Annotated in this window: 12 protein-coding genes; 3 read left to right on the top strand and 9 right to left on the bottom strand. The window is 72.2% G+C overall.

Annotated features, from left to right (window positions below; translation table 11 throughout):
- Window positions 1–124: 124 nt before the first annotated feature.
- A complete protein-coding gene (locus ACWFRJ_RS44260) occupies window positions 125–2125 on the bottom strand; it encodes a BTAD domain-containing putative transcriptional regulator (RefSeq protein WP_453544716.1) in 2001 nt (666 codons plus the stop codon).
- Window positions 2126–2273: 148 nt separating this feature from the next.
- Here ACWFRJ_RS44260 and ACWFRJ_RS44255 point away from each other — a divergent pair, with 148 nt between their 5' ends.
- From ACWFRJ_RS44255 to ACWFRJ_RS44245, 3 genes are all read left to right on the top strand, one after another.
- Window positions 2274–3152 carry an alpha/beta fold hydrolase gene (locus tag ACWFRJ_RS44255; RefSeq protein ID WP_453544726.1) on the top strand — a complete coding sequence of 293 codons (879 nt, stop codon included), beginning with the start codon at window positions 2274–2276 and terminating at the stop codon, window positions 3150–3152.
- Window positions 3153–3266: 114 nt separating this feature from the next.
- On the top strand, window positions 3267–4415 hold the full coding sequence (locus ACWFRJ_RS44250) for a serine hydrolase domain-containing protein (RefSeq protein ID WP_453544714.1): 1149 nt from the start codon (window positions 3267–3269) through the stop codon (window positions 4413–4415).
- A gap of 212 nt (window positions 4416–4627) precedes the next feature.
- Entirely contained in the window at window positions 4628–6262 is a 1635-nt protein-coding gene (locus ACWFRJ_RS44245) for a sigma-70 family RNA polymerase sigma factor (RefSeq protein WP_453544712.1), read from the top strand.
- A gap of 97 nt (window positions 6263–6359) precedes the next feature.
- On the opposite strand, the gene ACWFRJ_RS44240 is transcribed toward ACWFRJ_RS44245, so the two are convergent.
- The 8 genes from ACWFRJ_RS44240 to ACWFRJ_RS44205 all read right to left on the bottom strand — a co-directional run bounded on the left by ACWFRJ_RS44240 (window position 6360) and on the right by ACWFRJ_RS44205 (window position 14856).
- Window positions 6360–6776, bottom strand: coding sequence for a GNAT family N-acetyltransferase (locus ACWFRJ_RS44240; RefSeq protein ID WP_453544710.1), 417 nt, complete (start codon window positions 6774–6776; stop codon window positions 6360–6362).
- Between the two features lie 163 nt (window positions 6777–6939).
- Window positions 6940–7962 carry a hemolysin family protein gene (locus ACWFRJ_RS44235; protein WP_453544708.1) on the bottom strand — a complete coding sequence of 341 codons (1023 nt, stop codon included), beginning with the start codon at window positions 7960–7962 and terminating at the stop codon, window positions 6940–6942.
- Window positions 7959–9314, bottom strand: a complete 1356-nt coding sequence (locus ACWFRJ_RS44230; protein ID WP_453544724.1) for a hemolysin family protein — start codon at window positions 9312–9314, stop codon at window positions 7959–7961. Before ACWFRJ_RS44230 ends, ACWFRJ_RS44235 begins: the two co-directional genes overlap by 4 nt.
- Window positions 9315–9530: 216 nt before the next feature.
- Window positions 9531–10307, bottom strand: coding sequence for an ABC transporter permease subunit (locus ACWFRJ_RS44225; protein WP_453544706.1), 777 nt, complete (start codon window positions 10305–10307; stop codon window positions 9531–9533).
- Between the two features lie 32 nt (window positions 10308–10339).
- Window positions 10340–11290, bottom strand: a complete 951-nt coding sequence (locus ACWFRJ_RS44220; RefSeq protein WP_453544704.1) for an ABC transporter ATP-binding protein — start codon at window positions 11288–11290, stop codon at window positions 10340–10342.
- Between the two features lie 86 nt (window positions 11291–11376).
- Complete coding sequence (locus ACWFRJ_RS44215; RefSeq protein ID WP_453544722.1) at window positions 11377–12051, bottom strand: response regulator transcription factor; 675 nt, start codon at window positions 12049–12051, stop codon at window positions 11377–11379.
- A gap of 23 nt (window positions 12052–12074) precedes the next feature.
- Window positions 12075–13265, bottom strand: coding sequence for a sensor histidine kinase (locus ACWFRJ_RS44210; RefSeq protein ID WP_453544702.1), 1191 nt, complete (start codon window positions 13263–13265; stop codon window positions 12075–12077).
- A gap of 82 nt (window positions 13266–13347) precedes the next feature.
- On the bottom strand, window positions 13348–14856 hold the full coding sequence (locus ACWFRJ_RS44205; protein WP_453544700.1) for a serine hydrolase domain-containing protein: 1509 nt from the start codon (window positions 14854–14856) through the stop codon (window positions 13348–13350).
- Window positions 14857–14968: the final 112 nt, after the last annotated feature.

Genomic DNA, 14968 nt, shown 5'->3' with positions numbered 1-14968 from the left:
CCCCGATCTTCGAGCTGGTCGACTACGGCGTCGTCGGCGACCTCTTCGACGTCGTCCCCGCCCTCACCGAAGAGGTCAACACCCGCAAGGGCTGAGCACAGTCCGTCCGCCTTCCGACGACCGCTCACCGAGAGCGGCGGAGGGCGGCGGCAAGGTCGTCCAGGTGCCGTGCGACCGGACCCAGCGTGAGCAGGCCACTGCCCGCCCCCGCCAACTCCCCTGCGGCGGGGGCCAGTTCCGTACGGGCGCGCTCCATCGTCTCCCGGTCGTCGACGGCGATCGCCGCCCGCCCCGCCAGGCACCACAGGGCTTCGAGCAGGAGGTCGCGGGGCGGTTCCGGGAGGCGGCGCAGTGCCTGCGCCGCCTCGTCGCGGCGGTCCTGGGACAGGAGCGCCAGGGGGCGGGTCCAGGGTTCGTAGGGCCCCCAGTCCGTACTGTCGTCAAGTCCCTGGCCGATCCGTACGTCGGCCGAGGCGGGGGAATCGTTCTGTAGGCGCAGGCACAGCAGGGCGAGCGGGAGCAGTCCGCGTTCCAGGCCGGGCATGCCCGCGCCGTCCAGTCCCGAGGCCGCCTCCTGGTAAGCGGCCTCGGCTGCCGGTGCCGCCTGCCCTGTCGCTGCGAGCCGCAGCGCCGCGTACCACTGGGTGAACACGCCCACCAGGGGCAGCTCATGACGCTCCGCCAGGAGGTTCGCGGCTGCCGCGTGGCCGTCGGCTCCCGGGAAGTCCGCGAGCGCGGCGCGGGCCTGGAGGCGGATGAGGTGGCCGAGGACCTCGTAGGTGGCCAGGCCGTGGCGGGCTGAGAGGGCGACAAGCTCGGCGCCGATCGCGTCCCTGTCTGTGGCAAGGCCCGCGCGGTGGAAGGTCTGCATGTACAGCCCGTTGAGGGCGAACGCGAGGAGCGCCGGGTCGTCGAGGCGGCGGGCGATCTCCTCGGCCTGCCGGGCGGCCTGCGGTCCGCGCGCCGATCTCGTGCCGCGCGACTCCAGGGCGATCGTGGTCAGCAGGCGGGCCCGTGCCGCCGGGTGCGCGTCGGGGCGGAGCGCGGCCAGCGTGCGTTCGGCCGCCGCCACGACCTGTGCGGCCTGCCGTGGGTCGTCGACGCGGGTCCAGTTCGCCGGGACGTCGTACGCGCCGATCACGCGGGCGGTGAGTTCCGCGTCGACGAGTTCCTCCGCCGCCTCGATGGCCGCCACCCGGTGCTCGCGGGCCGCTTCGAGGCCGCCGCCTCCGGTCACCGCGAGGTTGCGCAGCAGGCTCACCGTGGAGTCGAGGCGGGCACGGGCTCCGGATGCCACGGTCCGTTCGTAGGCGGTGGTGGCCTGCGCCCACACCCGTTCCGCCGCGCCACCGGCCGGGGGCGCCGGAAGGTCGAGGTGGTGGGCCTGGCCGAGGATGTCCGTCTCCAGGCGGCGAAGGCCCGGTCCTGGATCCACGCCGAGCTGCTCGACCAGGAGCGTTCGGGCCCGGCGCAGGACCGCGAGCGCGTCGCCCTGACGGCCGGTGCGGTAGAGCGCGAGGGCAAGGAGCCGCCACGCGTCCTCGCGCCAGGGGTGTTCGGCCACGTGCGCGTCCAGGTCCGGTACCGCGTCGGCGGCGCGTCCCAGGCCGAGCCGTGCCTCGGCCCGGCGCTCGACGGCGTGCAGGCGCAGTTCGCCCAGGCGGGAGCGCTCGGTGCGCGCCCAGGTCTCCTCGGTGAAGTCGGCGTAGGCGGGGCCGCGCCACCAGCCGAGAGCCTCCTCCAGGCGGTCGAGTGCGTCCTGCGGCGGCAGGGTCGCGGCGTCGGTGACCGCCTGCTCGAAGCGCCAGGCGTCCACCGTGCCGGGCTCGGCGCGCAGGGCGTACCCCGGGCCTTCGGTGACGAGCAGCCGGGCCGGGGTGCGGGGCGGGCGCTCCGGTTCGAGGGCTCGGCGCAGTGCGGCCACGAAGGTGCGTACCGCCCCGGTCGCGTCCTGGGGCGGGTCCGCCCACAGGTCGTCGACCAGACGGGTCACGGGGACGACGCGGCGGCGGGCGACGATGAGCCGGGCGAGCACCGCGCGGTGCCGCGGGCCCTTCAGCGCGACGGCGGCCCCGGCGCCGTCCCGGGCCACCACAGGACCGAGGACCCCGAACGTGACCTGCACGCCTGACCAGCCTTTCCATGGGCATCCGTGGGCATCAATGGGTATCGACGCTGGTCACGGTAGCGCGCTCATCGGATGCTCATTGGCGCCCGGCAGGCTCGGAGGCACCTGTTCCGCCACCGAGAAGGACGCGACGATGCCCCCAGCCATGACCCCTGCCATCGAGGACTTCACCTACCGGCGCGTGCCCGTCGCGGACGGCGTGAGCCTGAGCGTGGCCGTCGGCGGCTCCGGCCCGCCCGTCGTGCTGCTGCACGGCTTCCCGCAGACCCATCTCATGTGGCGGCATGTTGCGGCCGACCTCGCCGCGGACCACACGGTGATCTGCCCCGACCTGCGCGGCTACGGGGCGAGCGACAAGCCCGCGGAGACCGACGGCAGCACGTACTCCAAGCGCACCATGGCCGCCGACGTCGTCGAAGCGGCGCGTGCGCTCGGGCACGAACGCTTCGCCCTTGCCGGACACGATCGCGGCGCCCTGGTCGCGTTCCGTGCCGGGCTCGACCACCCCGACACGATCACGCACCTGGCCTGCCTCGACGTGCTGCCCACGCCGGACATGTGGGACGTGATGCACGGCGTCACCGCCGCAGTCGGCTTCCACCTCTACCTGATGGCTCAACCGCCTGGCCTGCCGGAGGAGTTGATCGCCGCCGCCCCTGACGCGTTCTTCGGCTACTTCCTCGACATCTGGACGAACGACCCGCAGGCGATCCCCGCCGACGTGCGCGCCGCCTATCTGGACGCCTGTCGCTCCGCGGTGCCCTCGATCGTGGCCGACTACCGCGCATCCGCCGGTATCGACGTCGACCACGACCGCGCCGACCTGGACACCGGCAACCGGCTGAAGATGCCGGTCGCCGTGCTCCAGCAGGACTGGGGCTCCGCGCTCGGCTTCGACGCGGCGGCCCTGTGGAGCGCCTGGGCGCCGGACCTGCGGCACACGCCCGTCACCTGCGGCCACTTCATGGCCGAGGAGGCCCCCGCCGCGATCGCCGGAGCGCTGCGGGACCTGCTCGCCCGCTGAGAGGCACTCCGTGGCCCCCTTCCGCGTAAATGCGTTGGAGCCGGCCGCTCCTGCCGCATAGCGTTCCCCGGTCGAACACGGCAGAGCCGATCACGGGCAAGGGGAGAGAACGCGATGGAGTACAGCGGATGGGCCGACGAGCGGTACGGGGCGGTCGCGGACGTCTTCTCGCGGAACTTCGCCGAGTTCGGTGAACTCGGCGCTTCCGTCGCGGTGTTCGCCGAGGGACGCAAGGTCGTCGACCTGTGGGGCGGGGTCGCGGACGAGCGGACCGGGCGTCCGTGGGACGAGCACACGGTCGTCCCGGTCTTCTCGTGCGCCAAGGGCGTCGTCAGCGTCTGCGTCCATCTGCTCGCCCAGGAAGGGCGCCTGGACCTCGACGCGCCGGTGGCCCGGTACTGGCCGGAGTTCGCGCGCGGCGGCAAGGAGACGATCACCCCGCGCACGGTGCTCGCGCACCGCGCCGGGCTCCCCGCCCTTGACCGTTCCCTGAGCTTCGACGAGATCACCGGATGGACGCCGGTGGTCCGCGCGATCGAGGAGCAGGAGCCGCTCTGGGAGCCGGGCACCGCCCACGAGTACCACGGGCACACCTTCGGCTTCGTCCTCGGCGAGCTGATCCGCCGCGTCACCGGGCTCACCCCTGGCGCGTACTTCCGTGAGGCCGTCGGCGACGCGCTCGGCCTGCGGACCTGGATCGGCCTGCCCGAGGAGGAGGTCGCCCAACTGGCCCGGCTCGTCGAGGCGGAGGGGCGGCCGGGCAACCCCGACCCCCAGTCCCTGGTCATGCGGATCGTGACGATGAACGGGGCGTTCGCCTTCCCCGGCCTCGACGAGCCGCACGGCTGGAACGACCCGGACCTGCTGCGCGCCGAGATTCCCGGCGCGGGGGCGGTGTCGTCGGCGCGTTCGCTGGCGACGCTGTACGCGGCTGCGGCGACCGGAGTCGACGGCTCGGCGCGGCTGCTCACGCGGGACACCGTCACCGACGCGCTGCGCGAACTCACCGCGGGCCCTTCCTGGTCGGGCTTTCCCGACCTGGGCGCCCGCTGGGGTTCGGGCTTCCTGCTCGACGCCCCGCGGTTCCGCCCGATGCTGGGCGCGCGCAGCTTCGGCAACGACGGCGCGGGCGGTCACTTCGCCTTCGGGGACGACGAGTTCGGCGTGGGGTTCGCCTACACCGCGAACCGGATGATCGGCCATGGCGACGCGCGGTCCGCGCGTCTCGTCGGGGCGGTCGAGTCGTGCCTGTCGCGGGCGTGAGGTCCAGTGGCCTCACCGATCGTGCGGAACCGTTCGATGTCCGGTAAGCCGTATATATGGATTTACGCATTCCTGGATCGCTTGCGCCGATGACCAGGTGCGTATGCTCGCCGCAGATTTCTGTTCGCGGATTTCTGTTATCTCCGTGCGCTCACGCGATCTCCCAGGTGTAAGGCCACACGTGCCGACGAAGAAAGCGAGTGAGGCAGTCCATGATCGGTGAACACGATCCTCTGGTGACGGCGGCGCAGACCGGGGACCAGCAGGCGCAGGACGACCTGGTGGCCGGATACCTGCCGCTGGTCTACAACATCGTCGGGCGGGCGCTCGACGGCCACGCCGACGTCGACGACGTGGTGCAGGAGACCATGCTGCGGGCGCTCGCGGGCCTGTCGTCGCTCCGCGACCCGGCGAGCTTCCGGTCCTGGCTCGTGGCCATCGCCATGAACGAGATCCGCAGGCACTGGCAGCAGCGCGCGTCCGGGCAGAAGAGCCCGAGCCCGCTCCACGAGGCGTACGACGTCGTGGACCCCGGCGCGGACTTCGTCGACCTGACCATCATCCGGCTCGGTCTTGTGGGGCAGCGCCGGGAGGTGGCTGAGGCCACTCGCTGGCTGGACACCGACGACCGCGCGCTTCTCTCGCTGTGGTGGCTCGAGGTCTCCGGCGAGCTCACCCGTGCGGAGGTCGCCTCCGCCATGGAGCTGCCGACGCAGCACGCCACTGTCCGGGTGCAGCGGATGAAGACCCAGCTGGAGACGGCGCGGATCGTGGTCCGCGCGCTGGCCGCCTCGCCCCGGTGCCCGTACCTGAGCGACGTGGTGGCCCCGTGGGACGGCACTCCTTCCTCCCTCTGGCGCAAGCGCCTGGCCCGGCACGTCCGCGACTGCGCGGTGTGCTCGGGTCACGGCGCGGGCCTGGTGCTCGCCGAGCGTCTCCTTGTGGGCGTGGCCCTGGTGCCGCCGACCGCCGCGCTGGCCGCCCCCGGTGCGATACGCGCGGTGAGCGCGGGCGACGCGCACCACCTGGCGTACGACGCGCCGCACACGGCGGCCGACGCGCACACCACGGCGCCGAACACGTACGAGATATCCGGCACCCGGAGTGCCCCGGCGAGACACGCCGCACAGCGCCACCGCGGGCTCCCGCGCAAGGGACGTACGGTCGCCGCGGGAGTCGCCGTGCTCGTCGTCGCGACCGGGGTCATCTACTCGGCCACCCGCCCCGCGGACGACGAACAGACGGAAGCGCAGACACTCACCGCGTCGCAGCCGCCCTCGTCGGCGGCTCCGACCACCACGGCCCCCAAGCACAGCAAGTCCCCCTCCGCCTCCCCCAGCCGGACGCGGAAGCCGTCCCCCAAGCCCAAGCCTTCGAAGACGAAGACGCAGGCACCCAAGCCCAAGCCGACACCGAAGCCCACCCGCACGAGCAGCGCGCCCCAGGCTCCGGAGGCCCCGGCGGGCAACTCGTACAGCGCCGAGGTCACCCGGCTCGTCAACGCCGAGCGCGCCAAGAGCGGCTGCGGCCCGGTGACCCTCAACAGCAAGCTGGGCAAGGCGGCGCAGGGCCACTCCGACGACATGGCGGAGCGCGACTTCTTCGACCACACCAACCCCGACGGCAAGGATCCCGGCGACCGGGTCACGGCAGCGGGCTACAAGTGGACCACCTACGGCGAGAACATCGCCGCGGGCCAGCGCACCCCGGCCGCCGTGATGGACTCCTGGATGAACAGCTCCGGCCACAAGGCCAACATCCTCAACTGTTCCTTCAAGGAGATCGGCATCGGTTACCGGCAGGGCAGCGGCGGCCCCTGGTGGACGCAGAACTTCGGCGCGCGGTGACCACGGCGGTCGCATGGTGCGGCGGCTCATCGCGTCCTCTCAGAAACGTGGGCGCGTGATGCGCGCCCGGTCTCCGAGTGCCCCGGTCAGCGGCCGTTCATTCCCGACGCCCCAGCGCCCCGCCGGACCTGGATCCCGGTGGCGACGCGGTGATGTGACGGCACCCCCCGGCTCCCGGCACGAAGTCCATGCCCGTCTCCTCCGCCATCGCGGCGAAGAACTTCCGGCCGCCCGCGGACTGCCTGGATGTACTCCACGCATACGCTGACCAGGGGTCCGTGGCGCGGTGGAGTGCCTCGCGCCCGAGGCCCATGCCCTGCCAGGGGCCGGCGATGGCGATGGTGTTGACGTGCGCGGCGCCGCACAGATGGCACACCTGGTAGTCGAGGTGCCCGATGTCGTGGCCCTTGCCGTCCAGGAGCGTGATGACCTGGCAGCCCGCCGCCACCGTCGCCGGGGCCCACCGGTAGATGACCGCCTGCGGGCAGGGAGGAGGCGGTCTGCGGAACTTCATCGCGGCGCCGCGCTCGCGCGGGATGCTGTGTGACGGTGCGTGACTGCGTCGGCACGGGACATTGCGAGCACAGTAGCTACCGGACACGACGCGCGTACATCCCCGTTCCGCGTGTCTTTTCGGCACGGCATTCCATGCCCGGAGGGGCGGAATCGGATGGCCATCAGGCCGCCTGCCGCGGTTCCATGAGGCGGGCGAGGAGGTCGTCCAGGCTGACCAGGCCGGTGAGACGGCCCGATTCGTCGCAGAGCACGGCGAGCGAGGCACGGCGGCGGCGCAGTTCCTCGACGGCGTGGGCGATGGTGTCGTCGGCGGCGAGTTCCGGGACGGGGCGGGCCAACTCGCGGGCGGTCAGGGCTCGGCCGCGGGCGCGGGCCACCAGGGCGTCACGTGCGTGCACCGAGCCGAGTACGGCGGCGCCGTCCCTGACGAGCAGCCGGGTGCGGTCGCTCGCCGCGGCCACCTCAAGGACCTCGTCGATGCTCGCGTCGGCCGGGACGGACGTGATCTGCGCGGCCGCGGTCTGGAGGTCGCCGACCGCGGTCAGCGGTGCGGTGAGCGAGGTGGTGATGAGACCGGAGTCGGCCTCGCTGATCAGTCCGAGCCGCCACGACTCCTGGACCAGGTGCGTGAGTTGCTCGCGGTTGTGCACCGAGGTGAGCTCGTCGCGCGGGGTGACCTTGCACAGGCGGACGAGCGCGTTGCTGATCTTGTTGAGGACGGTGAGCAGCGGGCGCACGACCTTGACCACGGCCCGGAAGGGCGGGGTGAGCAGCATCGCGGAGCGCTCGGGGTGGGCGATGGCCCAGGACTTGGGTGCCATTTCACCGAGGACCATGTGCAGGAACACCACGACGACCATGGCGAGCGCGAACGCGATGCCGTAGCTGAGCCCGGCGGGCAGGCCCAGCTTCGCGAGGAGCGGGTCGAGTTCGTGGGAGATGGCGGGCTTGGAGACCGAGCCGAGGCCCAAGGTGCAGACGGTGATGCCGAGTTGGGCCCCCGCGAGCATCAAGGACAGCTCCCGCATGCCCGCGAGCGCGGACTTGGCGCCGCGCTGTCCTGCGGCGACCGCGCGCTCCATGCGGTGCCGTTTGGCGGCGACGAGGGCGAACTCGGCGGCGACGAAGAAGCCGCTCGCGATCAGCAGCAGGACGGTGACGAAGAGGGCCAGCGGGAAGCTCATGCGGTGGTCTCCTCTGTGGTCTCATCGGCGGTCGGCACATGCGCACCCGGCAGGCGCTCGATCCGTACGCGCTCCGGTACGTGGCGGTCGAGGCCGAGTACGGCGACGGCGACGCGGCTGCCGTCGGACAGGTCCACGGTCAGACGGTCGCCGATGGCCGGGAAGCGGCCGAGCCGGTCCACGATGAGCCCGGCCACGGTGTCGTAGTCGTCCTCCTCGGGCAGGTCGATGCCGGTCGCGTCGGCCACCTCGTCAAGGCGGCGGCCCGCGTCGACGAACCAGCCGCGGCCGTCGGCGACCGCGAGCGCGACGACGGTGTCGGTCTCGTCGGCGATGTCCCCGACGAGTTCCTCGGCGATGTCCTCGTACGTCACGATGCCCGCCACGCCCCCGTGCTCGTCGAGGACGACCGCGAACTCGTCGTCCCGCTCGCGCATCTGCGCCACCGCGCCCGGCAGCGGCAGGGTGTCGGGAAGGAGCAGGGGGCGGCGGGCCTGTTCGCCCGCCGTGGTGCGGTCGAACCGCCCTGTGGGCAGGCGCATCAGTTCGCGGACCCCGATGACGCCCGCGACGTCGTCCGGGTGGTCACCCATGACGGGGTAGTTCGAGTGTCCGTGCCCGGCGATGAGCCGCACAGCCTCGTCCGCCGAGGCGTCCTTGCGCACGAAGGTGACATCCGCCCGCGGCACCATCACCTCGGCCAGTGTGCGCTCGGAGAACTCCAGGGCATGGTCGAGGAGCTCGGCGCTCTCGCGCGGCAACTGACCGTGCTCGTGGGACTCGCCGATGAGGTGGCTGAGCTCTTCGAGCGTGGCGCCGTGGTGGAGCTCCTCGACGGGCTCGATGCCGATGCGGCGCAGCAGCCGGTTGGCGGCGCTGTCGAAGACACGGACGATCGGTCCGACGACCTTCAGGTACGCCAGCGTCGAGGCGGCGAGGGACTTCGCGAGCCGCTCGGGGACGGCGAGCGCGAGATTCTTGGGGGCGAGCTCGCCGAGGACCATCTGGAGCACGGTGGCGACGACGAAGCCGAGGACCACGGAGAGGGCGGAGACGACGCCGTCCGAGAGGCCGGTGCCGTCAAGGGCGGGCTTCACGAGCCCGGACACGGACGGCTCGGCGAGGAAGCCGACGACCAGACCGGTGACGGTGATGCCCAGCTGGGCGCCCGACAGCATGAACGAGAGCCGTTCGAGGACCTGCACGGCGCGGGCCGCCCGCCGGTCGCCCGCCTGCGCCTCGCGGGCGAGCGCGAGGCGGTCCGCGGCCACGTACGCGAACTCCTGCGCGACGAAGTAGCCGGTGCCCGCGGTCAGGACGAGAACGGCGAGCAGACCGAGTACGGCGGACAGCAACAGTGGCTCCATTCCGATGAAGGGGCGTGCCGGTCATTCTCGACGCGGCCGGGGCATCCCGCCACGCCGGAGGTGGCGCCCCGGCCGTACAGCGACAGTGGGTGGAGAAGTATGGCTAACTTCTACACCCACTGTAAAAGAATCGCAAAATACCTCTCCTGAGTCGCTACGCGGACGGGGTCCGGCCGGGGTGTCACCGGATGCCACGGGATGTCATACGTCGCGTCGGCGCAGGCGCCACGCGGCCACGCCGAGGAGCAGCAGGGTGTAGGCGGCGACCGGACCGAGCGAGGGCCAGGCGCCGAGGCTGCCGACCGTCTCCGGGCCCGCGTCGGAGGTCTGCGTGAGCTTCTCCAGCGCGGCCGTCGGCGTCGCCCCGGCGACCCAGCGCTGCAGATCGCCGAGCAGCGGACCGAACAGGGACGGCAGCAGCAGGACGCCGACCACCGTGACGACGGCTCCCGCCGAGTGCTTCAGGAGGGTGCCGACCGCAAGGCCGAGAAGCCCGACGAGCGCGAAGAGCCCGGCGATGCCGAACAGCGCGGGCAGCGGCTCTCCCTGGGCGTACTTGCCGTCCTCCAGGAGGGCGCCGCCGAGGAGATACGCGGCCGTGCAGGAGACGAGCCCGGTGACGTAGAGCAGACCGGCAAGCAGCGTCGCCTTCGCGGCGAGCACCCGGCCGCGGCGCGGTACGGCGCTCAGGGTGGTGACGATCGTGCCGCTCGCGTACTCGCCGCACACGGTAAGGGCGCCCACCGCGCCCGCGACCATCAGCGAGACGACGCTGAGGGTGAGGCTGCCGCCGAGCACCGTGTCGTCGGGCTGCAGGCTGCCGCTCAGGGCGACGAACAGTGCGCCGACGACGGTCAGTGCGCCGGTCGTCAGGAGGGTCGAGCGCGTGGAGCGCAGGCCTGCGAACTTGGTCCACTCGAAGGCCAGGGCTTCGCGGAAGCCGGGGGCGGCGGGGCTCGCCGTATCTGTCGTGGTCATCGCCATCCCTGTCGCCGTCCTCATCGCCGTCCTCATCGGACCGTTTCCTTCGCCTCGGCTTCGTACGTCGTCCGCGCCGTGCCCCGGTACTCCACCGAAGTCCGCGTCATGTCGGTGTAGACCTCCTCCAACGAGGAGTGGACGGAGGTGAGTTCGTGGATCGCCAGGCCTTGGGTGCGGGCCAGTTCGCCGATCTCGACGGGCGTCAGACCGCCGACCCGCCAGCCGCCGCGCGCGTCCAGGCCCACAGACGCCCCCGCCGTCTCAAGGAGCGCCCGCATCCGCTGTGCCTCGGCGTCGGGTGTGCGCAGGAGGGTGACGCCCTGGGAGTTGGTCTCGATGAAGTCCCGCATGTCCGTGTCCGCGAGGAGCCGTCCCCGGCCGATCACGATCAGGTGATCGGCGGTCAGTTCCATCTCGCTCATGAGGTGGCTGGAGAGGAACACCGTCCTGCCGTCGGCTGCGAGGGACTTGAGCAGGTCGCGGATCCAGCGGATGCCTTCGGTGTCCAGGCCGTTGACCGGTTCGTCGAGGATGAGCACGCCGGGGTCGCCGAGCAGCGCCGCCGCGATGCCCAGGCGCTGGCCCATGCCCAGGGAGAGCCCTTTGGCCCGCCGCCCGGCGACGCCCGTGAGACCCACCGCGTCGAGGACCTCGTCGACACGGCGTCCGCCGATTCCATTGCTGCGGGCCAGGCCGAGGAGGTGCTGTCGTGCGGTGCGCCCGCCGTGCACCGATGTGGCGTCCAGGAGCGAGCCGACCTCGCGCAGGGGTGCGGCGAGTCGGTCGTAGAGCCGTCCGTTGACCGTGACCGCGCCTCCGCTGGGTGCGTCGAGGCCGAGGATCATGCGCATGGTGGTCGACTTTCCGGCGCCGTTCGGGCCCAGGAAGCCGGTCACGCGGCCGGGGTGGATGGTGAAGGTGAGCCGGTCGACGGCCGCCTTGCCGCCGTATCGTTTGGTGAGTTCCCGTGCTTCGATCATGCCGTCGACGCTACGGAGGGGCCGACGCCCCGGACATCTGCCGACGGGAGTCGGCCGCTACTCCCCCGGGAGTAGCCGACCACGGGTCAGCTCTCGCCCGCGCGCACCAGGCCTGTCTCGTATGCGAGCACCACCAACTGCGCCCTGTCCCGCGCCCCGAGCTTCGTCATCGCCCGGCTGACGTGCGTCTTCGCGGTCAGCGGCGACATGAGCAGACGTGCGCCGATCTCGTCGTTCGCCAGGCCGCGGCCGACCAGCGCGAGCACCTCGCGCTCCCGGTCGGTCAGCGGATCGAGGACCCGCAGCGCCTCGGCCTCGGGCGCCTTGAGCCGGGCGAATTCCTCGATGACCCGGCGGGTGACCCCGGGCGACAGGAGGCTCTGCCCTGCGGCGACGGTACGGATCGCGGTGCGCAGGTCGTCCGGTTCGATGTCCTTGAGCAGGAAGCCCGCGGCCCCCGAGCGCAGCGCCTCGAAGACGTACTCGTCGGCCTCGAAGGTGGTCAGGACCAGCACGCGTACGGCGTCGAGGACACGGTCGGCGACGATACGGCGGGTGGCTTCGAGGCCGTCGGCCCGCGGCATGCGGATGTCCATGAGGACGACGTCGGGGCGGGTGGTGCGGGCCAACTCCACCGCGGCGAGGCCGTCCGCCGCCTCGCCGACCACCGTCAGGTCGTCGGTGAGGTCGAGCAGGGCACGAAAGCCCGCGCGAACGACGGTCTGGTCGTCGGCGAGCAACACTCTGATCCGGCCGCTCATGCCGCCCTCCTCCTTCCGTCCGCTCACGCCGCCCCCTCCCCCACAGGAACCACCGCACGCACCCGCCACCCACCGCCCGCCACCGGCCCCGCTTCGAGAGCGCCGCCCACCGCGACGGCCCGTTCCCGCATGCCGATCAAGCCGTATCCCTCCCCCGTGGCCGCGCGGCTCACAGGGGTCGTCGGCCCGTCGTCGGTGACCTCCACTGCGAGCAGGTCGCCCGTCGTGGCCACCGACACCGCAGCGTGGCGGGCGTCCGCATGCTTGATCACGTTGGTCAGCGCCTCCTGGACGATGCGGTACGCCGCCAACTCCACCAGCTGCGGCAGCTGACGGCCACCTGTGTCGGTGTGCAGGGTCACCCGAAGGCCGGTCCCGCGCACGCCCTCCACCAGTTCGCCGAGCTGCGCGAGGCGCGGCGCAGGGTCGACGGAGGCCACCCGATGCCCCGCCCGCAACACGCCCACCGTGGCCCGTAGTTCGCGCACGGCCTCCTTGCCGGACGTCCGCACCTGCCGCATCGCCGTCCGTGCCACATCCGGCCTGCTGTCGAGCGCGTCCAGGGCGAGGCCAGCCTGCACGGTCATCGCCGACACCGTGTGGGCGACCACGTCGTGCAGTTCGCGCGCGATACGCACCCGCTCCTGGTCGACCTTGTGCCGCGCCTCCCGCTCCCGGTCGGCCTCGGCGCGCTCGGCCCGGTCTGCGTACTCCCTCATCAACTCCTGCCGCCCGCGCACCACTTCACCGAGCAGCAGGGGTACGAGCGGCCAGAGCATCTCCAGGAGCGGGGCACCCTGGGGCTGCGCCACGTCCTTGCCCGCGATGACCGACACCACCCCCGAGACGAAGGCAGCGACCACGGCGGTACGCAGCGTGCGGCGCCGGTCGCCCCGCACCGCGACGGCGTACAGCGCGACCATCACCGGAAGGTTGAGCAGCTCCCCGATGTGACCGTAGAGCGCCCAGCCCGCGCAGGCCGCCCCGGTGACGACGGTGACGGCGACCGGCCATCGGCTGCGCACCAGGAGAGCCGCGACGGACACGGCGAACAGGAGCCAGGTCAGCCAGTCGGCCTGCCGGTGATCAGGGTCGTTGACCGACGCGTCAAGACCCGTGGGCAGCGCGACGACCGCGGCCACGGCCAGGTCCATGAGCTGCGGGGGCAAGGGCGGCGCGAGGTGCAGCCGCCAGGGGCGGGAGCTGAGGGTCACGGAACTCACGATAGGAGCAGCGCGCACAGGGCGCGTACGACAGCGGGAGTACCCCTGAGGGTTTCGCGACCGAATCCCCTATCTAACTTTGAGATGTGTCAGGAATCTTTGAGTGGATCCGGCTGCCACGCCGCCGCACGTCCCACACCCCGAGGACCGTACGCTCCACCGCGAGCAGCAAGGCGAGCACGATGGCGGCGATGAGGCCCCACCCCACGTCGGGCATCCACAGCAGCGCCATCGACAGCCTGCCGCCGAGGGTCGAGGGCAGCCACCACAGGAGCGCCGCGACGCCGACGGCCACGGTGACCGACGCGATGGTGGTGACGACGATCCGGCGCCGGGAGCGGGCCCGGACCGCGGCGCGCCGTCCGGGCAGACGGCGCAGGGCCGGGGCGGCCACGCTCAGCAGCAGTGCTCCGGCAAGGCCTGAGGTGATCCAGGGCAGGGCGACGGCGAACCCGTCGACGGGCGTGGTGCGGGGGTCCTCGCCGGAGAGCAGTTGCGCCGTCCCGATCGCGGCGTCGCCGAACTCCTTGGCCCGCAGCTGGTGGTAGGCGTTCTGCAGGACGATCACGGCCCGGTCGCGATCGGGCAGCATGACCATCATGGCCTGGAAGCCGGGCAACGCCCCGTCGTGCCAGACCATACGTTCACCTGTGCCCTCGAGCGTGCCGACCGACCAGCCGAGGCCGTAGCGATCGGCGCTGCTGTCGACATGGCCGCGCTGGGTGTCGGCGATCCCTTTCGCCGACAGGACCCGTCGGCCGTCCAGCTGCCCTCCGCCCAGTTCGGCCACGGCGAATCGGGCCAAGTCCCGCACGCTGCCGCCCACATGGCCGTACGGGACGCCCGAGGTGTCGTACGGAGCGTCGAACGGGACAGGGGTACCGAAGACGGAACGGTGGCCGGGTGCCACCCGCTCACGCATGAAGTCCCGCTCGGTGGCGACGGCGTGCTCCATGCCGAGCGGGTCGAGGATCTTCTCGTGCAGGTAGGTGCCGAACGGCCGCCCGGACACCTTTTCGACCAGCGCTCCGAGTACGGCGTAACCGGCGCTGGAGTAGGCGTAGGAGCCGCCCGGTCGGTCGGTGGGCTCGATCCGCGCCAGGTCGCGGGCCGCACCGGCGAGGGCCCCGGGCGCGTTGTCGTAGCGGTCCCCGATCTCGCCGGACGCGGAGGTGGGGATGCCGCTGGTGTGGGTGAGCAGGTGCCGGACGGTGATGCGGTCGGACACCTCCGGGTCGGCGAGGCGGAACCACGGGAGATAGGTGCGCACTGGAGCGTCGAGGTTCACACGGCCGGCCTCCACCTGCTGCAGCACGGCGAGGCCGGTGACCGGCTTGGACAGCGAGCCCCACAGGAACGGGGTGTCGGGCGTGACCGCCCGCCCCCTGGCGTCCTCACCGAAGCCCCGCTGGTGCACGACGCGCCCGCCCTCGATCACGGCGAGCGCGGCACCGGGTGTGCCCGTCGCGTCCAGTCGCCCGCGGACGAAGGCGTCCACCTCCGACCAGTCCCTCGTGCCGGCGGCGGCCTCGGGCGCCGCGAGGACCGCCAGCGCCCCCGCCACGAGCAGAACACGCGTCAACTGCCCTAATCGCGCGCCCCATTGGCGCCTTCGGTCCTTCATTACCACTGTCACTGCCGCTGCCACTGCCATGTCCGCAGCCACCCCCTGGTCGACGTCCCAACGTTTTTAC

The organism is Streptomyces sp. NPDC055239, assembly GCF_053606205.1.
The sequence above is the reverse complement of the archived record's forward strand: the minus strand, read 5'-3'. Positions and strand labels throughout refer to the sequence as shown.

Excerpts from the sequence above, each read along its gene's own strand:
- ACWFRJ_RS44220 (WP_453544704.1), bottom strand. The coding sequence starts at position 11,290 with ATGATCGAAGCACGGGAACTCACCAAACGATACGGCGGCAAGGCGGCC.
- ACWFRJ_RS44235 (WP_453544708.1), bottom strand. The coding sequence starts at position 7,962 with ATGAGCTTCCCGCTGGCCCTCTTCGTCACCGTCCTGCTGCTGATCGCG.
- ACWFRJ_RS44250 (WP_453544714.1), top strand. The coding sequence starts at position 3,267 with ATGGAGTACAGCGGATGGGCCGACGAGCGGTACGGGGCGGTCGCGGAC.
- ACWFRJ_RS44240 (WP_453544710.1), bottom strand. The coding sequence starts at position 6,776 with ATGAAGTTCCGCAGACCGCCTCCTCCCTGCCCGCAGGCGGTCATCTAC.
- ACWFRJ_RS44245 (WP_453544712.1), top strand. The coding sequence starts at position 4,628 with ATGATCGGTGAACACGATCCTCTGGTGACGGCGGCGCAGACCGGGGAC.
- ACWFRJ_RS44215 (WP_453544722.1), bottom strand. The coding sequence starts at position 12,051 with ATGAGCGGCCGGATCAGAGTGTTGCTCGCCGACGACCAGACCGTCGTT.
- ACWFRJ_RS44255 (WP_453544726.1), top strand. The coding sequence starts at position 2,274 with ATGACCCCTGCCATCGAGGACTTCACCTACCGGCGCGTGCCCGTCGCG.
- ACWFRJ_RS44225 (WP_453544706.1), bottom strand. The coding sequence starts at position 10,307 with ATGACCACGACAGATACGGCGAGCCCCGCCGCCCCCGGCTTCCGCGAA.